General features: G+C 65.3%; 24 protein-coding genes. 11 read left to right on the forward strand and 13 right to left on the reverse strand.

Annotated features, from left to right (window positions below):
• The first annotated feature begins 30 nt into the window (after positions 1-30).
• Together NP3_RS10670 and NP3_RS10675 are read left to right on the forward strand one after the other, a co-directional pair.
• Positions 31-2760: a discoidin domain-containing protein gene (locus tag NP3_RS10670; RefSeq protein WP_245720883.1), complete on the forward strand. Its 2730-nt coding sequence runs from the start codon at positions 31-33 to the stop codon at positions 2758-2760.
• Between the two features lie 71 nt (positions 2761-2831).
• Positions 2832-3302, forward strand: coding sequence for a hypothetical protein (locus NP3_RS10675; protein ID WP_063040205.1), 471 nt, complete (start codon positions 2832-2834; stop codon positions 3300-3302).
• A 183-nt stretch (positions 3303-3485) separates the two neighbouring features.
• Here the strand turns inward: NP3_RS10675 and NP3_RS10680 are convergent, their stop codons facing one another.
• From NP3_RS10680 to NP3_RS10690, 3 genes are read right to left on the reverse strand one after another with little or no spacing between them, the layout of a single operon-like run.
• Positions 3486-4508: an alpha/beta hydrolase gene (locus NP3_RS10680; protein WP_063040207.1), complete on the reverse strand. Its 1023-nt coding sequence runs from the start codon at positions 4506-4508 to the stop codon at positions 3486-3488.
• Positions 4505-5455 carry an acyl-ACP desaturase gene (locus tag NP3_RS10685; protein ID WP_063040209.1) on the reverse strand — a complete coding sequence of 317 codons (951 nt, stop codon included), beginning with the start codon at positions 5453-5455 and terminating at the stop codon, positions 4505-4507. Before NP3_RS10685 ends, NP3_RS10680 begins: the two co-directional genes overlap by 4 nt.
• Positions 5456-5500: 45 nt before the next feature.
• Positions 5501-6472 carry an RsbRD N-terminal domain-containing protein gene (locus NP3_RS10690; RefSeq protein WP_063040211.1) on the reverse strand — a complete coding sequence of 324 codons (972 nt, stop codon included), beginning with the start codon at positions 6470-6472 and terminating at the stop codon, positions 5501-5503.
• 402 nt (positions 6473-6874) lie between these two features.
• Between NP3_RS10690 and NP3_RS10695 the strand changes: the two genes are divergently transcribed.
• Positions 6875-8425, forward strand: coding sequence for an acyl-CoA carboxylase subunit beta (locus tag NP3_RS10695; protein ID WP_063040213.1), 1551 nt, complete (start codon positions 6875-6877; stop codon positions 8423-8425).
• A gap of 206 nt (positions 8426-8631) precedes the next feature.
• Here NP3_RS10695 and NP3_RS10700 read toward each other — a convergent pair whose 3' ends face one another.
• The 7 genes from NP3_RS10700 to NP3_RS10730 form a co-directional block, all read right to left on the reverse strand.
• On the reverse strand, positions 8632-9240 hold the full coding sequence (locus tag NP3_RS10700; protein WP_157124247.1) for an Rv1733c family protein: 609 nt from the start codon (positions 9238-9240) through the stop codon (positions 8632-8634).
• Positions 9237-9884 carry a TetR/AcrR family transcriptional regulator gene (locus tag NP3_RS10705; protein ID WP_063040216.1) on the reverse strand — a complete coding sequence of 216 codons (648 nt, stop codon included), beginning with the start codon at positions 9882-9884 and terminating at the stop codon, positions 9237-9239. The genes NP3_RS10700 and NP3_RS10705 overlap by 4 nt, the downstream gene beginning before the upstream one ends.
• 55 nt (positions 9885-9939) lie before the next feature.
• On the reverse strand, positions 9940-10782 hold the full coding sequence (locus tag NP3_RS10710; RefSeq protein ID WP_063040218.1) for an SAM-dependent methyltransferase: 843 nt from the start codon (positions 10780-10782) through the stop codon (positions 9940-9942).
• 136 nt (positions 10783-10918) lie between these two features.
• Positions 10919-11860, reverse strand: a complete 942-nt coding sequence (locus NP3_RS10715) for a Sco1979 family transcriptional regulator (protein ID WP_063040220.1) — start codon at positions 11858-11860, stop codon at positions 10919-10921.
• A 102-nt stretch (positions 11861-11962) separates the two neighbouring features.
• Positions 11963-12988, reverse strand: a complete 1026-nt coding sequence (locus tag NP3_RS10720; protein ID WP_063040222.1) for a fused (3R)-hydroxyacyl-ACP dehydratase subunits HadA/HadB — start codon at positions 12986-12988, stop codon at positions 11963-11965.
• 97 nt (positions 12989-13085) lie between these two features.
• Positions 13086-14489, reverse strand: a complete 1404-nt coding sequence (locus NP3_RS10725) for a lipase family protein (protein WP_063040224.1) — start codon at positions 14487-14489, stop codon at positions 13086-13088.
• A gap of 229 nt (positions 14490-14718) precedes the next feature.
• Positions 14719-15897: a lipase family protein gene (locus NP3_RS10730; protein ID WP_063040261.1), complete on the reverse strand. Its 1179-nt coding sequence runs from the start codon at positions 15895-15897 to the stop codon at positions 14719-14721.
• A 355-nt stretch (positions 15898-16252) separates the two neighbouring features.
• Between NP3_RS10730 and NP3_RS10735 the strand changes: the two genes are divergently transcribed.
• From NP3_RS10735 to NP3_RS10755, 5 genes are all read left to right on the forward strand, one after another.
• Complete coding sequence (locus NP3_RS10735) at positions 16253-16519, forward strand: hypothetical protein (RefSeq protein ID WP_245720884.1); 267 nt, start codon at positions 16253-16255, stop codon at positions 16517-16519.
• Positions 16520-16649: 130 nt separating this feature from the next.
• Positions 16650-17150: a DUF2599 domain-containing protein gene (locus NP3_RS10740; protein WP_063040226.1), complete on the forward strand. Its 501-nt coding sequence runs from the start codon at positions 16650-16652 to the stop codon at positions 17148-17150.
• Positions 17151-17200: 50 nt separating this feature from the next.
• Positions 17201-17896, forward strand: coding sequence for an SDR family oxidoreductase (locus NP3_RS10745; protein WP_063040228.1), 696 nt, complete (start codon positions 17201-17203; stop codon positions 17894-17896).
• Positions 17897-17928: 32 nt separating this feature from the next.
• A complete protein-coding gene (locus NP3_RS10750; RefSeq protein WP_040700936.1) occupies positions 17929-18231 on the forward strand; it encodes a putative quinol monooxygenase in 303 nt (100 codons plus the stop codon).
• A 312-nt stretch (positions 18232-18543) separates the two neighbouring features.
• Positions 18544-18771, forward strand: a complete 228-nt coding sequence (locus tag NP3_RS10755; protein ID WP_063040265.1) for a hypothetical protein — start codon at positions 18544-18546, stop codon at positions 18769-18771.
• Between the two features lie 53 nt (positions 18772-18824).
• Here the strand turns inward: NP3_RS10755 and NP3_RS10760 are convergent, their stop codons facing one another.
• Positions 18825-19463: a TetR/AcrR family transcriptional regulator gene (locus tag NP3_RS10760; RefSeq protein WP_063040229.1), complete on the reverse strand. Its 639-nt coding sequence runs from the start codon at positions 19461-19463 to the stop codon at positions 18825-18827.
• 54 nt (positions 19464-19517) lie between these two features.
• On the opposite strand from NP3_RS10760, the gene NP3_RS10765 reads away from it, so the two are divergent.
• On the forward strand, positions 19518-20186 hold the full coding sequence (locus tag NP3_RS10765; protein ID WP_063040230.1) for a class II aldolase/adducin family protein: 669 nt from the start codon (positions 19518-19520) through the stop codon (positions 20184-20186).
• Entirely contained in the window at positions 20183-21130 is a 948-nt protein-coding gene (locus NP3_RS10770; protein ID WP_063040231.1) for a carbohydrate kinase family protein, read from the forward strand. The genes NP3_RS10765 and NP3_RS10770 overlap by 4 nt, the downstream gene beginning before the upstream one ends.
• 6 nt (positions 21131-21136) lie before the next feature.
• Here the strand turns inward: NP3_RS10770 and NP3_RS10775 are convergent, their stop codons facing one another.
• Both NP3_RS10775 and NP3_RS10780 read right to left on the reverse strand, forming a co-directional pair.
• Positions 21137-22024, reverse strand: a complete 888-nt coding sequence (locus NP3_RS10775) for a Sco1979 family transcriptional regulator (protein ID WP_063040232.1) — start codon at positions 22022-22024, stop codon at positions 21137-21139.
• Between the two features lie 88 nt (positions 22025-22112).
• Positions 22113-22337, reverse strand: a complete 225-nt coding sequence (locus tag NP3_RS10780; protein ID WP_085998535.1) for a DUF397 domain-containing protein — start codon at positions 22335-22337, stop codon at positions 22113-22115.
• A 363-nt stretch (positions 22338-22700) separates the two neighbouring features.
• On the opposite strand from NP3_RS10780, the gene NP3_RS10785 reads away from it, so the two are divergent.
• Entirely contained in the window at positions 22701-23498 is a 798-nt protein-coding gene (locus NP3_RS10785; protein ID WP_063040233.1) for an SAM-dependent methyltransferase, read from the forward strand.
• The last annotated feature ends 121 nt before the right edge of the window (positions 23499-23619 follow it).

The following is a 23619-nucleotide window of genomic DNA, read 5'->3' on the forward strand; positions in this document are numbered from 1 at the left end:
ACGAACGTCGAGCTCGGCGTGGAGGCGCGAATGTCCCGGATCGGCCAGTTTTTCCGACGTGTGAGCCGTCGCACCACCATTCTGCTGGGTATCGCGCTAGCGGCGGTCATCATGTTGGCGGCAACAGCGGTGCTGGTCGCGGTGCGTGGCACCGATCGAGTCGCGAGCGGTGCGTGTCCGGATGACCCATCGGCGTCGGCTCCCGGCTGGGCGCCGTCGAACGATCAGGTGGACGTGCCGATCGATGCACATCCGTTCGTCGGGAACGGCTATCTCGGATTGCGTGTGCCACCGCGCGGCATGGGATACACCGCAACCGATGAGACAACGGGCTGGCCGCTCTACACGCCCGCATACGACGGCGCTTTCGTCGCCGGTCTTTATGCGCACACTCCGGGGGTAGCCGACAATCGCGAGGTCGCCGCGGCCATTCCGAACTGGTCCGGATTGCTGGTCGGGGTCGGCGAGCACACCTACTCGCCGACCACACCCGCTGCTCAGATCTCGAACTTCACGCAAACACTGCACCTGCGTTGCGGACTGGTGCGGACCCGGCTGACCTGGAGCGCGCCCGATGGCAAGGCCACCGATCTGGTCTACGACGTACTCACCGACCAGGCGGATCAGCATGTCGGCGCGGTGCACCTCACGGTGCTGCCGCATTGGTCGGGCGAGATGGTCGTCTCCGATCTCGTCGACGGCGCCGGTGCGCGCCGGGTCGGCCAGTCCGAGGTGGGCGCGCGCGACGACGACACCATTCGGGTCGGCTTCCGTACCGACGGCACCGATGTCGGCGGCGATATCGTCTCTGTGCTGCGGCCGGGTGCGGGTATCGCTTCGAACGCGATTCAGCCGATGCCACCGGGCCGCGATCTCAGTGCACGCCAGGATGTTCGGTTTCCGGTGCGCGACGGCGGCACGTATCAGTTGACGAAGTTCGTCGGGATCGACACCACCCGTACCTCTCCTGATCCGGCGGCGACCGCGCTCGAGTCGGCACAGCGGGCCGTGCGGACGGGGTGGGCGAACCTGCTCGCGCAAACATCCGCGGCCTGGCGTGCGCGGTGGCGCGGTGACATCGAGGTGCCCGGTCGACCCGATGTGCAGACCTGGGCGCGCGGTGCGCTGTATTCGCTGTATTCGAGTACGAACTCACAACAGGACAACAGCATTTCGCCGGTCGGGCTCAGCAGCGACAACTATGGCGGTGCGGTGTTCTGGGATGCGGATATCTGGATGTTCCCCGGATTGCTGCAGTTCGCACCGGAATTGGCGAGATCGGTGGTGGACTACCGCTTTCGGACATTGCCCGCCGCCCAGGCCAACGCCCAGCGGCTCGGCTATCGCGGCGCTTTCTATCCGTGGACCAGTGCGAGCCATGGCGATCTCGACGAATGCCACAGCTGGGATCCGCCGCACTGCCTGACCCAGATCCATCTGCAAGGCGATGCGTCCCTGGCGGCCTGGCAGTACTACGCGGCCACCGGCGATACCGGCTATCTGCGCGAACGCGGCTGGCCCGTGCTGCGCGCGCTCGCCGAATTCTGGGCCTCGCGGGTGACGCGCAACGACGACGGCAGCTACTCGATTCGCAAGGTCGCGGGTCCCGACGAGTACAGCAACGGGGTGAACGACTCGGTCTACACCAATGCTGTCGCCGCCCTCGCCCTGCGCAATGCCACCCGTGCGGCGCAGATTCTGGGCGAACCACACCGGCCCGAGTGGACGACGATCGCCGATGGGCTGCGCATGCCGTTCGATCGCAACCAACGGATCTTCGTCCAATTCGACGGCTACACAGGCACTCCCATCAAACAGGCCGACACCGTGCTATTGATCTATCCCCTCGACTGGCCGATGCCGCCGGATGTGGCAGCCAATGTGCTCGAATACTATTCGGAGCGAACCGATCCCGACGGTCCCGCGATGACCGATTCGGTGCACGCCATCGACGCGGCGACAATCGGCGTCCCCGGCTGCGCCACCGACACCTTCCTCGAGCGCGCCGCGCGCCCGTTCGTCCGCGCCCCCTTCGGCCAGTTCGCTGAGGCCCGCGGCGCCAGGGTCGGGTCCAAGGACCCGCTCGCCGGTGCGCCCGCCTTCACATTCGTCACCGCGGCGGGCGGCTTCCTGCAGACCTTCACCAGCGGCCTACTCGGCCTGCGCTTCGACACCGACGAAATCCGGATCGCCCCAACCCTTCCGCCCGAACTCCCCGACGGCCTCACCATCCGTGGAATCCACTGGCAGGGGCGAACTTTCGACGCCACCATCGGCCCCGACGAAACCGAACTCACCCTCACCGACGGCCAACCGCTACAGATCCGAACCGATACCGAAACCCACCGCCTCGACAGCGAGCTGACCGTCCCGACCCGCCGCCCCGACCGCAACCCCACCGACAACCTGGCCCGCTGCAAACCGGTCACCACCAGCTCCGACGAACCCGGCAAATACGCCGAAGCCGCCGTAGACGGCACCCCCGCCACCAGCTGGTCCCCCAACACTCCCACCGCCACCCTCACCGTCGATCTGGGCCAGGAAACCCACATCGCCCGAATCCTCCCGCACTGGACCGCCCCCACCCCAACCGCATTCACCACCTCCCTCGACAATCGAACCTGGACCCCGATCGCCCCCGACCCAACCACCGGCACCCTCCCCAGCCCCCTCTCGGCCCGCTACGTCCGCCTGGAACTCACAACCCCGACTTCCCACCCCACCCTCCGAGAACTCGAAATCACCGGCCCCCGAACCTGATCCGCACTCCTGGGTACTCCCGTCGGCTCCTGTGCACAATACGGGCACGTCACGGCGGGTCGAGTTCTAGCATGAAACGGGTGCGCCGGTTGCTTCCACTCTTGCTTCTACCGCTCGCAGCCTGCGCCGACCCGACACCGAGCGCAACGACGGTTACGACCACGGAGTACGTCCGCACACCGGCGGATTGCACCGAGTTGGAGATCACCGCGCTTGTTGTCGAGCCCGGGCACGGCTATATCTTCGGCACGCATGCCGAATGGCTGCCCAAGGGGCAGTTCGTGCGCGTTCGAGTAGCGATTGCCAACGCCGACAACACATTCCATACGACCCGCACCACCGACTATCAACTCGACGACGCGGCGGGCACCGCACATCCGGTCAGTAACGACGCCATGGCGATCAAACGTCAACCGACCGAGGTGACCATCGGTGCCGGGAACCGACTGGAACTCGATCTCTGGTACGACATTCCACTCGACACCACACCGAAGCTCCTGCGCGACAGTGCCTGTGCCACCACGACAACGCTTCCTGGTTAGGCCTGCACCTTCATATCGTCAATCGCCGTCGGATTTGCATCAGGAGCGGCAGCCGGTGTCCGCGCAGCCGCGCGAGATAGTCGAGCTGATCGAGCACCTGCTCCGGATACAGCCCGCGGTCCCCGGGCAGACAACCGAGCGAACGCCGAGGCAAGCCGTACCGACTCAGGAGTGCCGTGTGAATCAGTGCGGGTCGGGCAGGCCTAGAGCCGGTGCCAGCACGCGCCAAGCGCGCGGCAGTTGGGCCTCGAAGTCGGGCCAGGTGTGCATACCCACCGGGGCGTAGTCGACGGTGGCCGGGATATTCAGCTCGGCCAATCGTGCCGCGAAGCGTTCGGTACACGACCGCGCACCGGCCTCGAGGGCCAGACCCCCGCCCGCCGTCTTCAAGGCTTCGCCGAGGTCGGACGCGCGCGATACCGCGACGAGGTCGGCATCGGTCGGCAGGCCGGTCGCCGCGGCCAGGTAGATCGAGGTGCCGCGCAGCTGGGGTGCGCCGAGCAGGCTGTCGTGCGCACTCCACTCCGGCGAGCCGGGTGGGCCCCAGAGGTTTTCGACATTGCCACCGCGCGACGCGACGGTGATCGTGGTGACCGCCCGGCCGAGATCGTCTGCGGTGGAATAACAACCACTCATTCCCGCGACGGCACGGTAACGCCCCGGATTCCGCTGGGCCAGCATCATGGCCGCTTGCGCACCCATGGAAACACCCGCGATCGCCCGCCGCCCATCGGTTTTCAGATACGACTCGATAATCGGCGGCAGCTCGGCGGTGAGAAAGGTTTCCCAGCGGTTGACCCCAAGGGTTGCGTCCCGCCACATCCAGTCGCTGTACATGCTCCCGGTGCCGCCGCTGGTCAACACCACATCGACCGGTTTATCCGCGAAGAACTCCGCCGCACGCCCCTTGGTCAGCCACCCCGAGACCGCCTCGCCGTCGACGCCATCGAGCAGATACAGCAGTGGACGCGGTCCGGAACCGCTGCCGTGCAACACATCCACTGTAATGACCCGGCGCATGGCGGCCGAGGCGATGGCGAATCGTTCGTGCCGCGGCCCGACCGTCTCGATGCTGATCGTTCCGGTCCGCGTCATGGCCGGATCGACGGCGGGCGGCCCGGCGGGCGGATCCGCGAGCGCGGGCACGGACGCCAGCGCGGCGATGAGGGCCATCGCCGCCGCGGTGCTCGGTGCTCGAAATCTCATAGGACGACGGCGGCCCGCTCCGCCTGTCTGGCCGCGGCCCGATCGCGCTGCTCCTCGAAACGTGTTGCCTTGACGGCCAATTCTTCGAGGTAGACACCGAGCTCGTCGCGGGCGCGCTCACCGTCGTCGGACAGATCGGTACGCTCGAAGACATTCCAGGCGCGCAACACCGGCCGCAGCACGACATCCAGATGCTGGGGCAAGTCGTAGATGCCGTTCTTGGCCAGTACCACCGCATTCCGGCGGAAGTTGGGCTGGGTGAGTCCGGGCATCTGGAACCGCGTGACGATATCGGTGACCGCACGCATGGCCTCGTCGGGTGCGAGGTCGAGGGCGGCGGCACTGAGGTTGCGGTAGAAGATCATATGCAGGTTCTCGTCGGCGGCAATCCGTTGCAGCATACGCTCGGCGATGGGCTCATTACAGGCGGCGCCGGTATTTCTGTGACTTATTCTGGTCGCCAGCTCCTGCAATGTTACATATGCGACCGAACGCAGGAACTGTGGTCCCTTCTCCGGTTTCGCGACACCGATCGTCATATGCGCCATTCTGGCCTGCTCCAGGGCCACCGGATCAACCGCACGAGTGACCACCAGATAATCGCGCATGACGATCGCGTGACGGTTTTCCTCCGCGGTCCAGCGCCCGACCCAGGTACCCCAGACACCGTCCAGTGAGAACGACTCCGAGATCTCCCGGTGATAGGAGGGCAGATTGTCCTCGGTGAGCAGATTGGTCACCATGGCGGTCCGCGCGACCTCCGACAGCAGAGATTGTTCCGGCTCCCAGTCGATACCGCCCATGGCGGCGAAATTCCGGCCGTCGTCCCACGGCACATAATCGTGTGGGTGCCACGCCTTGGCCTTGCGCAGATGCTCGTCGAGATGACGTTCGGCGACGGGCTCCAGTTCGCGCAAAATGTCGAGATCGGTCAACGCGGTCGTCACACGTGCTCCTTTGTTCACCCCTGAATCGACGATAAGCGGGCTCGCTCAGGCCGTACGGGTGATTCGTCGATCATTGGGCGAGGTGACGACAGCCCGACGACCTGGCTGGAAACCGTCACAACCCGGCAGATCGGCCAGCCGATAGAGCCCCGGCGCCCGGCCTTCGGCGAGAAGCCTGGCGAGCCGTTCCTGTGCCGAACCGGCCAATTCGGGAATCCGCGCGGTCTCCCCGGAGGCCACCACCGCGGTCAGCGGTACCTCGGCAGCCTCGCTGACCAGCTCGAGCACCTCCGGAGTGAGCGCCAGCGGTGTCATGGCGGATACCTCGTCGATCGGTACCAGGACCGTGCCGCCCTCATCGGACAGCAGCGACAGTGCCCGGGAACCGAGCGGCATCGCCAGCGCCGCCTGGACTCGGCGCAACTTGCGGCGGGCCGCGGACGGCGCACCCAGACCGCGTCTTCGCTCGTCCGGATGCGCCGGAATCGCGAGGGCGACGACCTGATAGGACGCGGCGACGCTGATACCGGCGCGACCGGCCAGGCGTGCGACGCCGTGCCCGCTGAGCAGCGCCGATACCAGAGTCTGCGCGGCGGTCTGCTGTTCGCGGGCGACCTGACGGTGTTCGTCCAGATAGGCCGTTGACGTCGCCGTCGTCACCATTTCCAGCACGCGCACGATCAATCCGGCCGCGGCCGCCACCTGATCGGCATCCCCATCCGCTGCCTGTTCGGCGAGGAATTCCAGCCCCACGCGCACACCGTCGTGATAGGCGTCCAGCACAGTTTCCAGCGCCACGCCCTCGCGGGCCCACCGCGCGGCTGATCCGGTGATCACCGCGGGCTGCTCAGGGGCCGGAGCCAACTGTGGTTCCAACACTTGCGCGGCCTCCGCCAAACAGGTGCGCGTGATAGTACCGAGATCTCCGCGCCGCGCGCGCCGGGCCTGAAAAGTCAAATGTTCGACCAGTTTCGATTCCAGGCTCTTGCTGCCCGAACCAGCCTGTTTGCCTGCCATGACTCCGAAAGGCTAGTTGAGTTCGGACCGAAATCGCATACCCGGTTCGGTAATTAGGAAAGTCATCACACCGTGCCGACCACCTTGGGCGAAATCACAAGCAGCGAAGCGATTCTCGGTCCAATATTTCCGGTCATTCGGATGACCGGATATAGTCGGCGAGACCGGGTGCTCCACGGGGACACTGACGCGGGTGCGACACTTCGGTGCGACGGCTGTAACGCCCGGCGACGATCCACCGACGGCACCGAGGACGGCACACCCAGCGGACTGGCGCGCTGTCCCATGACTAAAGTTGAGTCCCTGTGCTGCGGGTCCTGCACCCGATAGCATCGAGCGCCTTGTACCGTTCGGTGGACCCGGACAGTACAGGCGACTAGTTCGAAGGATGGCATACCCCATATGAGCGGAACGCGAGAAAAGCTCCAGGAACTCCGGGACATCCTGGAGCTCGCCGAGGAACCCGCTGGCGAGACCGGCATCGCGAAACGCAAGAACAAGGGCATACCGAGTGCGCGCGAGCGCGTGCGCATGCTGCTGGACCAGGGCTCCTTCGTGGAAATGGGGGCGTTGGTGCGACAGCCGGGCAGCACCGACGGCATGTACGGCGACGGTGTGGTGACCGGCCGTGGCTACATCGACGGCCGGCCGGTCGTCGTCATCGCCCACGACCAGACCGTGCACGGCGGTTCGGTCGGCGAGATGTTCGGCCGAAAGGTCGCCGCCGCAATGGAATTCGCGCAGGAGAAGGCCTGCCCGGTGGTGTCGATCAACGATTCCGGCGGCGCCCGCATCCAGGAGGCGGTGACCTCGCTGGCCTGGTACGCGCTGATGTGCCGACGCCAGGAGGATCTGTCCGGCTTCGTGCCGATGGTCGCGGTCATGCTCGGCAAATGCGCGGCCGGTTCGGTATACGGCCCGGTCAATATGGATGTGCTGGTCGCGACCGAGAAGTCGTACATGTTCGTCACCGGTCCTGAGGTGATCAAGGGCGTGACGGGCGAGGTGGTCAGCGCCGATGATCTCGGTGGCGCCGCCGCCCTGCAGGCCAATGGGACGGTGCACCATGTCGCCGCCGACGAGCAGGCCGCCTTCGACTGGGTCCGCGGCTATCTGAGCTACCTGCCGTCGAGTTGCCTCGAACAGGCTCCGGTGGTGAATCCGGGACTGGAACCCGAAACCACGGCACACGACCTCGAGCTGAACTCGATCATTCCGGATTCCGACCGGTCCGGTTACGACATGCACGAGGTGCTGCTGCGCATCTTCGACGACGGCGATTTCCACGAGATCAGCGCTGGTACCGCCCAAAACCTGATCACCGGATTCGCCAGGGTCGACGGTCGCAGTGTGGGTGTTGTCGCCAATCAGCCGCAGGTACTCGGCGGTGCGCTGGACGGACTGTGCTCGGATAAGGCGGCATACTTCATCCGGCTGTGCGACGCATTCGGCCTGCCGCTGATCTTCGTCGTCGATACCCCGGGTGTGCTGCCCGGTCTCGAAGAGGAACGCAACGGCGTCATCAAGCGCGGCGGGCGGTTCTTCCGCGCGGTCATCGAGGCCACGGTGCCGATCGTCTCGATCGTGACACGTAAGGCCTACGGCGGCGGCTACGCGGTGATGGGCTGCAAACCGCTGGGCGCGGATCTGGCGCTGGCCTGGCCGACGGCACAGATCGCGGTCATGGGCGCCGAGAGCATGGTCGGCATCATCGGCCGCAGGCAGTTGGAGGCGACCCCGCCCGACCAGCGCGCCACCGTGCGCCAGCAGATGATCGACTTCTACAACGCCACCGTCGCCACTCCGTGGACCGCGGCCGAACGCGGCTACATCGATGCCGTCGTCGAACCGTCGCAGACCCGGCTGGAGATCCGCAGGGCGCTGCGCCTGCTGCGTGAGAAGGGCGCGGTCAGGAAGCACAACCCGCGCAAGCACAGCCTCTTCCCGGTCTAGTCGTCGGCCCGTTTGTGTTGTGTCACAGCACAAACGGGTATCGGTCGTGTGATGTCAGATGTTCGTTCGCTCGCCACGCGGGCCGATACCGCTGTGCCCTAACGTCATCCGTGCCCGACCCGTGTTCGCCGCACGACGGCCGGGTACGCGGCGCGCCCACCGAGAGTGTCCCTACCCACTCCGCGTTGGCGCGCCGCACTTGAAAACTAGGCCTGATCCGGACGCGTCCCGTGGTTGCCCCACATGCGTTCCACCGTGGCCCATTCGGTCTCCCATAACCGGGCCCTGCGCCGATCGAGCCCGCGGCGCAGCAGTGCGTAACCGCAGCCGAAGCAGACCGCGATCCCGAAGACCATGCCGGTGGTGATCAGCAATGCCTTGCTCAGTGCCCGGGTGTCCGACGGAGGCTCGGTGACCTTGCCCGAGCCGTCGAGCCAAATCTTCACCGTGGCACCGACTTTCATCACTCCGGTGGCCTGGTAGTCGCTGGTATGCGTGACACCGTCGGCGTCGCGCCACTGCACCCGGGCCGGGGTGATGGGCGCGTAGAGCGGCGCTTTGCCGACCTCGAGCACGGTCGCGTCGACCTGGTGTAACTGCGCCGCTTCGGCCCGCGCGATGCGGTCTTCGGTCTGGTAGATCCGGCCGCCGACCGCCATCGACAGCAGCGGGGCGATGATCAGGAACAACAGCGTGAGCACCGCGGCGACCACCAGTTGCAGGCGATCCTCGCGGCGGCGCATCGGATTTCGATCCAGACCTACCCGGCGGCAGGTGCGGCGGACAACACTGGGTGACCCGGTTGCTGCGGTCATGACGATGACACCTCGCTCTGGAATTCAGCTGTCAGCCCGTTAAGGGTGTCGAAGAATGTGTCGATGAGATCGGGGAGTCCGTCGGTGTCCGAGCCCGCGCCCCAGACCTGTAGTGCGGCGATGAGCAGTCCGGTCCCGGCCGCGACGGCCGCCTCCGGACGCCGGTCCACTGCGGGATCGACATCGAGTCTGGCGGCGATGATCCGCACGGATTCGCGCTGCCCGTCGAGTCGGATGCGCTGATAGCCCGCGGCCAGTGTCGGTTCCGCCTCGAAGAGCTGGAACAGCGCCCAGCGCCGCGCCAGGCGCGCCGCCTTCGCACCGGCGTGTTCGGTGGCCAGCCAGTCGTGCAGGGCATTGCGGTAGGCGACCAGCGGCGACTCGCCCACGGGGCGGCGGCACAGCGCCTCGTTGAACAGGTGCACGTCCTGGTCGATTTCACCGAGTACGGCATCCTCGATGGAGGAAAAATGACGACTGAAGGTCCGCCGGGTGACCCCGGCGCGCTCCGCGATGTCCTCGACGGCCACCGAACCCAACCCGCGCTCGTTGAGCAGGTCGAATGCGGCGCGCGACATTGCCGCGCGACTGCGGAGCGTGCGCAGCCGACGGCCGTCGAGGTCGACCTCGTCGTCGATACCCATATCCGCAGTCTACGCCCTATTGTCCCATCGGGACATTAGTTCGGTGTGATTCGTATCAGGGCTTGCGTGCCAGCGCGGTGACGATGAGCTGCTCCCAGACGGTGAGCTCGCGCCCGGAACTGCCGACCGACGCCGCGTCACCGGCGCCCACGTCCGGTCGCCACTGCGCCGACGGGACGATATCGGGTTCGAGGATTTCGAGGTCGCCGAACAGATCGCGGATCTCCTCGGTATCGCGCCAGCGGCCGCGGCCGAAGGTGGCCTGCAGCTTCTGTTCGGCCGCGGTGGTCTCCGGATTGTGCCCGGATCGGAAGTGCGTGATCAATACGTGACTGCCGGAAGGAATCTGGTCGTTCCAGAATCGCACCACGGCGGCCGGATCCTCGTCGTCGTTGAAGTGGTGCAGGATCGAACTGAAGATGACGCCGACGGGCTGGTCGAAATCGATCAGCCGCGCGACATCCGGATGATCGCGGATCGATTTGGGATCGCGAGCGTCGGCCTGGATCACCGTGGTGTTCTTATCGGTAGCCAGCAGCGCGCGACCGTGCGCGAGCACGATCGGATCATTGTCGACGTAGACCACCCGGGCGTCGGCGGTGTGCCGTTTCGCGACCTGATGCACATTGTCGGCGGTCGGCAGACCACTGCCGAAGTCGATGAACTGCCGCATCCCCGCACGCGCCATATCACGCACCCCGCGGATCAGCGCCTGCCTGCTGGTGAAGGCGATCGCCACCGAACCGGGCAGGTTCAGCTTGAAGTGATCACCGATCTCCTGGTCGACCAGGTAGTTGTCCTTACCGCCGAGCAGATAGTCATAGACCCTGGCGATACTCGGTTTGCTCTGATCGATTTCCCGGTCGAGCCGAGTTGGGGGCGCAGCGTCGTCGGTCATTGTCAACACCTTCGTCCACTGGACCTGTGCGGTTCCTATCGTATGAGACCCGGCATCCCACCGTACGCACTTGACGAACCCGGGAGGGCAGCGCACCACGCCGAGTTCGATTGTCCCGCTTATCGTTTTCGGCGCATCACCGCGAATCGCCGGACGCGGCCGGGTGATCGAGCGTCTCCGGGTGCCGTTCGCACAGGGCGCGCAGCAATCCGGGGGTGTACTCGGGCGGCGCGGCATGCACCGATAGTTGATTGGCCACCGCGCGATACGCGTCGAGGTCGGCGGTCTTGTCCAGATACAGCGCACTGGTGAGTTGCTGCAGATAGACGATGTCGGGGAGATCGGCTTCGGTGAAGCGCAACATGGTGAATGCACCGTCGGCCAACGCCGGACCGCCGACATGATCGGGCAGCACCTGCACCGTGACGTGCGGCTCCTCGGCTATGCGCAGCAAATGTTCGAGCTGGGCCCGCCATACCGTCGACCCGCCGATCGGTCGGCGCAGCGCGGCCTCCTCGACGATCAGCCACAGCTGCGGCGGATGCGGCCGACGCAAGATCTCTTGACGGCGCAACCGCAGCGCGACCCGTCGTGCGATCCCCTCCGCCGATTCGGCCGGATGCGCCATGGCCAGCAATGCCCGCGCATAGTCCGCGGTCTGCAGCAGTTCCGGTACCGCCCTCGGCTCATAGCCGCGGATCAGCTTGGCGGCCTGCTCTAGTCCGAGATAGGTGTCGAACCACTTCGGCAACCAATCGCTGTCGCGATGCCACCAGCCCGAGGCATTGGCCTGGCGCGCGAGCTCCCTGAACTCCTCGCGCTCATCCGGGTCGGTGACCCCGTAGAGCGTGAGCAGATCGAGTAGATCGCGTTCCCGGAAACCGGTGCGTCCCAATTCGAGTCGGCTGATCTTGGAATGCGAACCGCGGATCGCCTCGCCCGCATCTTCGCGGGAGATGTCACAGGACTCGCGCAACCGTCGCATCCGGCTGCCGAGCATCATCCGCAGCACGGTCGGTCCACCGTCGGCAGCAGGGTTCTTGCCGGAAAATGAATGTCGCACTTCCGAAGCACGCATTCGATGAGTCTGCCATGAAATAGCCGCGACTCTCTAGAACCAAAATGCCCTATTTCCACAAGTATTCGTACATCTGCAAGGACACTCCCCAATATCTTCGGTTCAGCGCAGCAGCACCTCCGCACTGGCCCGGCCGAACAGCTTGCGACCGTCGCAGATCGCGGTGAGCGCGATGGTCGCCGCACGGCGATCCGGATCCAATGACTTGACCCGCCCGCGGAATTCGATCTCGCCCTGCCGGGTCGCCGAGACCGGGGCGAATCCGGCGAAGCGCACACCGTATTCGGTGATCGCGGCCGGATCGCCGAGCCAGTCGGTGAGATAGCTCGCGCCGAGGCCCATGGTCAGCAGGCCGTGCGAGACCACACCGGGCAGTCCCGCGGCGACCGCGACATGCTCGCTGAAATGGATCGGATTCGAATCACCCGATACCCCAGCGTAATTCACCAGATCACCGCGCGAGAGCGGTACGACGCGGGCGGGCAGTTCGGCACCGACCCGAACCTCGTCGAACTCGATGCCGCACGGCACCCGCACCGGTGGCTCGTCCACACTCCCCTCCGGCAACATTTCGTCGAAGCATTCGACGACACCGCCGTCCAACGCGTGCTCCGGTCGCCGGGTCGCGCCCTGCCGTTGGCTCAGCGACTCGCCGCTCATGATGACGCCGTCGACCGCAGTGAGCAGTTCGGTGGCGACGTCGGCGCCGGTGTGGGCCACCACTGTGGTGTGCGCGGTCTGCAGCAATTCCTTGTACTGGTTGGTGAGCAGACTCCGGATGACCATGAAGTCCATGTCGCCGAACTGCCGGAACGATTCGACACAGGTATCGCAGCGCAGTTGATCACCGGCGACGAGCGGCCGGTGCGCCCGGATGCTCTGCTCGGTGTGCAGCACCTGGCTGATGTCGTAGCCGGTCAGCACCGAATCGAACATCTTGCGCTGGAGCAGCAGCCAGATGACCGAGGAGAAGGTGGGTGGTGCGACGAGCCCGTCGTAGCCGAGTTCCCACGCCGCCTCCTCGTAATAGTGTGCGGGATGGACGCCGCGAACCGCCCGGGCGAATTCGCGGATCTTCTCCCGCCCGACCTCGTAATGGTCGGACATCCGATAGTGGCGCCCCACCATCGCGCTAGCTTGTTCAGATCCACTCAAAACCGTCACGTGTCATAAATCGCACCCCGGGTACCAGTTGCAACACTAATAGCTGACCGCCATAATTCTCTCAACATTCATCGGGCGCTGGCATCCCCTGCAGGCGCTGATCCAGCCAGATCATTGCGTCCGGATAGCCGAGCCCGCCTGCGATGATGTGTTCACCGAGGACACTGCGATACACCGCCGAGACACCGAGGCCGCACTGCTCCTGGTAGAGGTTGCGCGCACCCTCGGCCGGAATCCAGAATTCCTGCTCACCGTTGTAGATGTAGAGCGGTGTCGCGGACTTCATGCCCGTCATGCGCGTCACGTCATAGATCTCGGTGGCGACCTCGGAGTGCAGCGGATCCGGAATCTTGGCGGCGATATCGATCGGCAGCATCAACAACCCGACCGCGCCGAATACGCTGCCGCACAGGTCTTTCAGCGGTGACGTTGCCGCCCACTGCGCCAGGTTGTTCATGCTGGCCAGGATCTCCGGACGCTCCCGGCCGACGCCGAAGGTCGCGGCCAGGAAGACCCCCGAGGCGAGGTTGCCGTTCATGCTGCGCCCGAGGATTTCGTAGTCGGCGGGTACACCGCCGAGCGCGGCACCGACGATCGATCCGGCCAATTCCGGGGCGTAGCTGTCGATCAGCTTCACCGCACCCTTGGTGGCGATGGCACCGCCGGAGTATCCGGTCATACCGAATCGGCTATCGCCGAATTCGCCGGGGCGCAATCCACGCACCGCTCGGATGGCATCGAGCACAGCATGTCCGGCGACGTACGGCTCCGCATAGGCCATCCACGGTCCCTCGTGATCCGGAATCAGCACCGCGTATCCGCGCAGTGCGGCCAATTGGGTTGTCGGCGGCAGGAAGTCGGTGATACTGGTATTGCGTGACCACCCGTGCGAGAAGGTGTAGCCGGGGGTGCAGTCCCGGCCCAGCGCATCGATCGGGAGGTTGTTCACCACGACCGGTCGGCTGCCCGGACCGGGCCATGCGGTGGCCGGAATGATCAATGTCGCGGTGGCATACGAGGCCGCGTCACGCGAATCGGTGGTGCGGTATTTCAGCAGCAGCGCCTGCCGAATCGGCACCAACACCAGCGGCGCGGCCGTCGCGCTGACATCGCGCACCTCCACCAGCTCGCCGGGCGCGTAATCGCTGAGATTCACCGGCCACGCATCGAAGGCCGGATCACCGATGGCGCTCGGCGCCGTAGCCTGGCGCAGGGCGGCCAGCGCCGGGGACAGGGTGGTTGCCTCCTGCATGGGACCGGAGAAATGTGGCCCGACAGCGATCGGTGGCGGCGGGATGACGCTATCGATCCACTGCTGCAGATCCGGCAGTATCGAACTGGCATCGGCCGGAATCGGCAACGCGGGCAGGCCGGGAACAGCGGGCGGCGGTTCGGCCGACGCCTCCCCCATCGCGACCGGACACACAAGCAACAGCACGAAAACGATGACACGCAGGCACTTCATTGGCACACGCCCCAGGGTGCGACGTCGGGTTTCCCTGGCGCCCGGGTTTTTTGGTGCCTTCGACCCCCGAAATGCCCCTGAGTGCCGAGGCCAGAAAGTCAGGCTAACCGAGGGAACTCGCGCGGATACCCCGCCGTGCCCGAGTTGTGTGTGTCACGTCGCCGAATCGCAACAATCCGAGCCGAATCCGCTTGTCCGGCAATGCGGATCCGGCTCTGTCACCGAATTCTCAACAGTTGCTCGGCGCTACCTCCCCTCGGAATCGCGCGTCCAACCAGTTCAGCGCCGCCGGAATGCCCAGGACCGCCGCGGTGAGATGGTCGGGTACCGGGATCTGCTCGGACTGCACCCGCGCCCCGGCCGCGCACCAGCGCTTATCGGTATTCACCACCGCATCGACGGGAATGAGTCCGTCGATCGGCGAATGCCATTCGAAGATCGGCGTTTTCGGCACGCCGTCGTAGAGTTCGAGGCTGTTCTCCTCGACCACCGCGCGTGCGGTGGCATCGTTGATCATCGAGGTCGACTTCGCGAAGTCCAGTGCCCCGCGCCCCGCGCCCGCGGCCAGGATGTCATTGGTGCAGCTATTGGCGATCGCGGTCCGTGCGGCGAGGCCGCGCTCGTTGAGTTGGTCACTGAGCGGGAAGCGGTCGGGATACTCCCGCTCCAGGCCGAGTCCGGCCGCCAGGGCGAGCCCGAAGACCGGATGCGAGTTGAGGCCGAGGGTCTCCAGCATGGTCACCAGATTCATCGGCACACCGCCCATCGCGGCCCCGGCGATCTCCACGTCCGGCGCGTACTTCGGCGCCAGCGCGGCCGCCCATGCGGTAGCCATGCCGCCGCCGGAGTATCCGATCATCGAGACCGGGCTCTTGCGCACCTGCAATTCGGCGACCTGCTTCACCGCCCGGATGCCGTCAAGGGTGATCATGCCGCCCAATTTGGCCGCGCCGTATGCGAAATTCGGACCGAGGTGGTCCGGCAGCGCGACACTCCAGCCGCGCGAGAGCAGCACATTCCAGCCCGGCGCCTCTCGGACGATGAGGTTCGGATCGCCGGTGTAGAGCACCCGCGATACCGAGCACTCGGCGCCGAGGCCATTGATGATGTGCTGATAGGAGAGCAAGGGGCCGTCGGGAGCGTGTGCCTTCGGAGTGAGCACCGTGGTGGTCGCCGCGATCGGCTGACCTTCGGAGCTGGTGGAACGGAAGCGCACGACGGTGACGGTGGTATCCGGGAAGATCGCCAGCGGGGGCATCACCCGCGTCGCGATCACATCACCGGGTTTCTTATCCGCCAAATCGGGCGGGGTCGCGTAAAAGGGGTCGGGATCAGGGGCGGGATACAGAGGTGTGGCGTGGGCGGCGCCTGCCGCCGCCGTCAGCACCATCAGCAGACCGATCGTCATGGCCAGCGACTGTTTGCCGGTCGCTCGAATCACGGCGCCGACTGCGCGAATCGGTCTACGCAGGGCCTGTCTCATCGACGTATTGCCTCCGGGAGAGAGTTTGGTCCAACGTTGGGAACATAGTCGACGCTGATTGTCGCGAAGGCAAAGGGCAAGCGAAATGTTTTGAGAAATCACAACTCTCGGGCGCTCGAACCGTGGTCGGCGGTCCGGCGCCTTCGTGACTGTCTCCGATCGCGAGGTGTCGTGTCTGTGACATGTCCAGCTCATCGGCCGGACCATGTTCCGCGCCATGGTGGGCGACTTACCGTCACAACTGTCGACGCGGCAAGTCGGGTCGGAAGGAGACGGTGGCATGGACGGCACTGTGAAATCTGGAACGGATTCCCCCGAGCGAGACTCGGTGTATCCGATGGATATCCAGGATCCACCGACGCGCCGGGTCACCGTCTACTTCGACGGTCCGACCGCCGAGGACGCACTCGTGCTCGAGTACGCCGCTACCCGGACCGAGGCCTGCGAATTCACTTCGGCCGCGCTCAACGCTGGGCTCACCGTGACAGTGGACAGCAAGGTGCGACCGGGACTGCGCCGACTGCCGTGCCGCTCGCTGTGGCACTGACCGTGGCCGCGGCTTCACTGCCGTAAACCGTCACTGCCGTAAACACTGGGCGGCCACATCTCGGTATGGCTGTTGCACCGCCGCACGATGACTACCCTCGGATGGTGGACATCATGCGGGAGGATCGACGTTGACCCAGCGGAATACCGAATGGGCACGATGGGGTGCGGTGCTGCTGTGCTGCGGTGCGCTGGTCCCGGCGGTCGCGGCGTGCGGCTCCGAGGAGACACCGTCGGCCGTAGCCACGACCACGACGACCCCCACCGCCGCGGCCGCATCCACCACTGCCCTTGCCGCGCTGCCCAGCGTCGATCCCTACGCCGGTATGCCGCTCATCGACCACACCAGCTGGACCGAGGGCGTCGACGGTGCTCGCCTGAGGGTCTACCCCACCGAGGCCGGGCGGCGCGAAGCCTTCCCCGATACCGAGGAACGGGCGTGGCGGGAGGTGCTCACGTACTCCCCCGACGCCGATACGCCCGGTATGCGCGACCAGTTCGTCTGTCACTGGGTCTGGGCTCGCATGGTGCAGCCCAACAAGGAGAGCTGGAATCTGGAACCCTGGCGTCCGGCCGTGGGCTATCAGGCCACCGTCCAGGCGTCGTGTAATCCCGGAGGACCCGAACGCTGACCATTTCGGGCGATCTGGAAGCAATCGCTACGGCCTGAAAGGACCCCCATATGCGAGTCGTCATCGCAGGCGGACACGGAAAGATCGCACTACTGCTCGGCGAAATACTCAGCGAGCGCGGCGACGAGGTCGAGAGCCTGATCCGCAATGCCGACCATGCGGACGAGGTCGCGGCCACCGGCGCACGACCGGTCGTCTTCGATCTCGAGCACAGTACGGTGGCCGAGCTCGCCGCCGTCGTGAAGGGCTCCGATGCGGTGATTTTCGCCGCGGGCGCCGGGGCGGGCAGCGGGTCGGCCCGCAAGTACACAGTGGACATGGGCGGTTCGGTGCTGTTGGCCGATGCCGCCGAGGCGGCCGGTGTCCGGCGGTTCGTGCAGATCTCCACGATGGGTGCGGGTAAGCCGCCCGCCCCGGGCACCGATGAGGTCTGGGCCGCCTATATCGACGCCAAGACCCAGGCCGAGGACGATCTGCGCGCCCGCGATCTCGATTGGACGATCCTGCGCCCCGGTCGGCTGCTCGATACCGCCGCGACCGACCGAGTCTTGCTGAGCACGCCGCCACTGCCCTTCGGCAGCATCGCGCGGGCCGACGTCGCCGCCGTCCTCGCCGAAATTCTGCACGCGTCACAGACCACGCACAGCACTTTGGAGCTCGTCGCAGGCGACATTTCGGTAACACGCGCGGTCTCGGATATCGGTAGCCAGTCGGTCGCCGAAGGCGGTGCCGCACTTACCGATTGATATTTTTCGCCGCTAGATTGGAGAACATAACCGTGTTCAGCCGTATCACTTCCCTGAAGCTGCGACCCGGATCCCGTGGCGAATTCCTCGATGTGGTCAGTCGTAGTGCCGCCGCATCGGTGCGCGAGGAACCCGGTTGCCTGCGATTCGATGTGTGCGCCGACCGGGTTGATCCGCATCGGTTTTTCCTCTACCAGGTCTATATCGATGAGGAGGCCGCCGAAGCGCATCGTTTCACCGAGCATTTCCTGGCCTGGCGCTGCGCCGCCGACCGATATGTGGAGCCGGGCACTCAGGTTCACTACAGCACCGATGTCGTGATCAATGCGAAATGATCGCGCCGAATTAGCCCCCGCATCCGCGCCGGTTCGCGGATGATTAGCAGGTGCGAAAACCCAACTGCGAAGGCACAATCGATCGTGCAGATGTGCTTGCAAATGAAAGGCACACCGACCTAAACTCAGTCCCGCAAGGCATTACAGGGGACAACCAGGGGAGGCCGCGTGGGTGAACCAAGGGCCGATGTCGCCAGGGGTTTGCTGCCGCCAGACGTCAGGGGCGTTCGAATGGACCAACCACTTCACGGCGGCCGGCTCGGAATCGCCGAAGCCGCACTGGCCGACCAGCCAGCGAACGGTATAACAACTATGAGCACACCGTCGACCCGAAGCGGACAGCGCAGTACCGCGTACTCGCGAGAAACCGCAGTCGCTTTCGTCATCGATGCCGTCGAGTCAACCGGTGCGGCCACTCGACATGATTTCGATATCGACCGGATCGTCACCACCGCGCACGCGATGGCCGACGATTGGGACATCGAAACCCTGCAACCGGCGACCTTCTGGCGCATCGCCTCCAGCTTCATCAAGCAGTGACCGGCGAGGACCGACCACTGCATCCAATGATGTAGCAGCGCAACCGAATTGCGTTACGCCTCGGTCGGCGATGCCCACTGCGCCGTATAGGCCCGCAGTGCGACCTTGGCCTCGCGCAACAGATTCGGGTCGCCGTCGGGATCGGATCGGAACGCCTCCTGTAGGACGGCATCGCCCATGAGATGGGCAGCGCGGCAGGCGATATCGAGTCCTTCGATATCGGCGACGGCGCCCTGGGCAAGCATGACCTCCCGCAGCGTCACCGCCATCCGGCGTTTGTGCTCGCGATCGGCGGCCCGGGCGGCCTCGTTGAAGTCCTTGCCGAACCACAGCGCACGGAAACCGGGCTCGTCCCGGTAGACCTGGGCGAACGCGTCCACCAGGACGCCGATCGGATCGTCCCAGTGCTCGGCGCGCGCGAGCTCGAGCAGCAGGGCGGCCTTGGCCTCCAATTGCTCGATATACGCGGCGGCGAGGGTTTCGATGACGGCCTCGCGATCCGGGAGGTACTGGTACAGCGAGCCGACCGAAATCCGTGCCTCCGCAGCCACTCTGATCATGGTCAGCGCCTCGACGCCCTCCGTGGCGATCAGGCGATCGGCCACCTCGAGCACCCGCGTCAACCGCTCCCGGCTGCGCGTCTGAATCGGCACGCGACGCAGGCCCGCCTCGGGTAGTGCACGGATGGGCAAGGATTACCTCCGAACGTAATGTGAATCATATTCAGGTTTGGGTAGAGTATCCGGATGACCACCATCGCACCAACCGAACGCGCTGAGGTAGCGGCGGCCTGTCAGCGCTTGGCCGCACAGGGGCTGCTGATCGGCACCGCGGGCAATGTGAGCCTGCGCTGCGGTGATCTGGTCGCCGTCACGGCCACCGGCGCGGTGCTGGCGGAGGTCATCGCCGACGATGTCACGGTGGTCGACCTGGCGGGTCAGGTGGTCGCGGGACGCTACGCGCCCACCTCCGAATTGGGTTTGCATCTCGATATCTATCGCACCTACGCCACGCAGGCGGTGGTGCACACCCATGCGCCCAAGGCGACGGCCATCGCCTGTGTGCTCGACGAACTGCCGGTCATCCATTACCAGCAGCTGCTGCTCGGCGGTGCGACTAGGGTCGCCCCGTTCCATCCCTTCGGCACCGTCGAACTCGCGGATTCGGTGCGAACGGCGTTGCGGGGCAAGCAGTCCGCGTTGCTGGCCAATCACGGCGCGGTCACCATCGGCGCATCGCTGGACCAGGCCGTCGAATCCGCACTGCTGCTGGAATGGGCCTGCGCGCTGTATCTGGACGCGATGACGATCGGCAGGCCGCGCGAACTCACCGAACAGCAGCAAGCCGCGGTCGTCGAGGTGGCACTGCGCACCGGATACGGCACCCGCAAACCGCTGAAGAAGGACACCGAATGAACGTAATCGCTTTGGGAGCACATGTTTTGGATATCCTCGTCAGACCCGTCGCCGCCATACCGGACGGGCAGCAGACCGCGCTGGTCGAGGACATCCGCGTCACCGCGGCGGGCACGGCTGCGGGTACGGCGCTGACACTGGCCAAACTCGGCGCGAGCGTGCGGACCGCGGGTGCGATCGGCACGGACACCTCCGGCGATATCCTGCTCGGGCTGCTCGCAAAGGCCGGTATCGATACGAAACTGGTTGTGCGCAAGGAAGATCGACCTACCTCGTCGTCGGTGCTGCCGGTCCGTCCCAATGGCGAGCGTCCCAGCCTGCATCTGTTGGGCGCCAACCCGTTCTACACCCTCGATGATGTCGATTGGGCCGCGATCGCCGCCGCCGACCATCTGCACCTCGGTGGTCCGGAACTGATCGGTGCGGCACATGCGGCGCGAATCCTGCGGCACGCCAAGGACAATGGCGTCAGCACCTCCGTCGATCTGATCGCGCCCGGCGCACTCGGTAGCCTCGACGCCATCGCCGAAGTCCTCCCGCATACCGACTACTTCCTCCCGAATGACGAACAGGTGCTCGGCTTCACCGGCACCACCGACCTGGTGGCCGGTTGCGAGGTGCTGAAGGACGCGGGCGCTTGCATCCTGGCGGTTACGCGGGGCGCCGACGGCACCCTACTCGTCGGCCCCGACAACTATCAGGACATTCCCGCGTTCGCCGTCGACGTCGTCGACACCACAGGGTGCGGTGATGCCTTCTCCGCCGGTTTCATCCGTGCGATCGCACTGGGCCGGAATCTGCGTGCCGCCGCGATCTTCGGTAATGCGGTCGCCGCACTGGTCGCCCGCGGACTCGGCAGCGACCACGGCGATTTCGATCTCGCCGCAGTGGACGCGTTCGCAGCCGAAACAGGCACTATCGACCCGGACAAGCCGGGTCGATAGCGATATTCAGGCGTTCTTGGCGTATTCGGCGAGGATCTTCAGCGACTCGCCTGGCGCCTCGGCTTGCACACTCAGGCGATCCATGACCGAGAGGTACAGCGCCAGATCCTGTTTCCGATCCAGATACAGCGCACTGGTCAGATGTTCGAGATAGACGATGTCGGGCAGCTCGGTCTCGGCGAAACGCAAGATGCTGAACGAACTACCCGCAGCGGCGTGTTCGCCCGCCGAGTACGGCAGGACCTGCACCGTGACATTCGGGAGTTCCGCCAGTTCGATGAGGTGTTCCATCTGCTCGCGGTGCACCCGCGACCCGCCGACCGGCCGATGCAGCGCGGCCTCGTCGATGATCGCCCAGATGATCGGCGGTTCGGCTCGGCGCAGCACCTCCTGCCGACGGATACGGACCTGCACGCGGCGGTCCATATCGGCGTCCTCGTACCCGAGTGACATTACGGCCCTGGCATATTCGGGCGTCTGCAGCAACCCGGGCACCAAGTGCGCCTCGTAGGTGCGGATCTTGGTCGCAGCCTGCTCCAAGCCGAGATAGGTGCCGAACCAGGACGGCAGCAGATCGCTGTAGCGGTGCCACCAGCCTGGTTCGTTCGCCTGCCTGGCCAGATCCAGGAAACGCTCTCGCTCCTCGGCGTCGTTGACGCCGTAGAGGGTCAGCAGGTCGCGGATATCGCGTTCCTTGAATCCGGTGCGACCCAACTCGAGACGACTGATCTTGGCGTGTGAACCGCGGATGGCGTCACCTGCGGCCTCACGGGTGATGCCATTCTTCACCCGCAGGTCACGCAACTGCCCGCCCAGCGCGATCCGCAATACGGTCGGACCACGTTCCACTACAACCGATTGCACACGACCGTCGTCATCGGGTTCTGCGATCATCAAGTCATCTCCGATACTCGGGTTTGACCACAGTGTGTCACAAATACCCCGTTTGAAAACACACCGCACCGATCGCCTATGTTACCGCTCAGCTAGTCAGGTCGTCGAACTCCCCGGCCTTCGCGCCGCGCACGAACGCGTCGATCTCCGGTCGAGTGTAGAACAGGATGCCACCTTCCGGGTCGCGTGAATTGCGAACGGCGATCGAACCATCCGACGCCTCGGCGACCTCGACGCAGTTACCGCCCGACGGACCGCTGAACGAGCTCTTGCGCCACGCGCCTTTGATCTTGGGTGTACCGGTGTCGAACATCTTCCCCACTCCTCGGCTGCTTCCAGTGTGAGATGTACGCTCGAGCGGCTTTGCAGATGTGCGCTCAAACGTTCTTGCATTTGCACCTACATCTGCAAGATAGCACGAAGCTCCCCTATGCGGCACAAAAGAATTCAGACCTGCCGGTCCCCTTCGTGACCCCTGTTCAACGCGTTACGCGAGTGCTGTACGCGGCCGCGCGCGACGCGCCCGAAATGCGTGATCGACTACTCGATCCCGCAGGTCGAGTCGATGCGAATCTTGTACTGTCACAGTGCACATCGGCCGTGCCAGCCAATCGCGACACCCGCCGCCTGAGCAGTCCGGTTCACCGTTTATCAGCTCGCCGAGGAGTCCACCCCCATGTCCGACGATCAAACCCCGCTCATCCGGACCGACATCCCGCATTCCGCGCGCATCTGGAACTACTGGATGGGCGGTAAGGATTATTACGAAATCGACCGTATCGCCGGTGATGCCGGGGTCGAGGTGGATCCGGACATCACCACCATGGCCGTGCAGTCGCGCCAGTTCCTCCTTCGCGCGGTGCGTTACCTGGCGGGCGAGGAGGGCATCCGCCAGTTCCTCGATATCGGCACCGGCCTGCCGACCATGCAGAACACCCACGAAGTCGCCCAGGGCGTCGCGCCGGACTCGAAGGTCGTCTATGTCGACAACGATCCACTGGTCCTCACCATGGCGCGGGCGCTGCTCACCAGCACGACCCCCGAGGGCGTAACCACTTACGTCGATTGCGATTACCACGATCCGGAGCAGATCATCGCCGACGCCCGCAACGTGCTCAATTTCAATGAGCCGATCGGCGTGATGTTCATGGGCGTCCTCGGCCACGCCAAGTCCTACGACGAGCTGCTGCGCATCGTGCGCACGGTGCTCGCCGCGGTGCCGTCGGGCAGCTTCCTGGTCATGTGGGACGGCACCGACGACAGCAAGGAGTACGTGACGCTGTGTGAGAACTACACCGGCACCGGCGGCGTACCCTATGTTCCCCGACCCCAGGCCGAAATCCGTGCCGTATTCGACGGTTTGGAACTTGTCGAGCCCGGATTCGTATCGATCACCCAGTGGCGCACCGATGCCGCCGAGGTCGGCGAGGTCCGGCCGATCTCCGCCTTCGGCGCGGTCGCGCGCAAGCCCTGAAGCGCAAGCGGCACAACGGCGGTCATCGGTCACTCGGTCGACGACCGCCGTTCATATTTCTGTTGGTCGTTCGTGCAAATGTACTTGCATCTGTAAGTGCCGACGGCCTAAACTCGGAACC

The organism is Nocardia pseudovaccinii NBRC 100343 (assembly GCF_001613225.1).
GTDB lineage: Bacteria > Actinomycetota > Actinomycetes > Mycobacteriales > Mycobacteriaceae > Nocardia > Nocardia pseudovaccinii.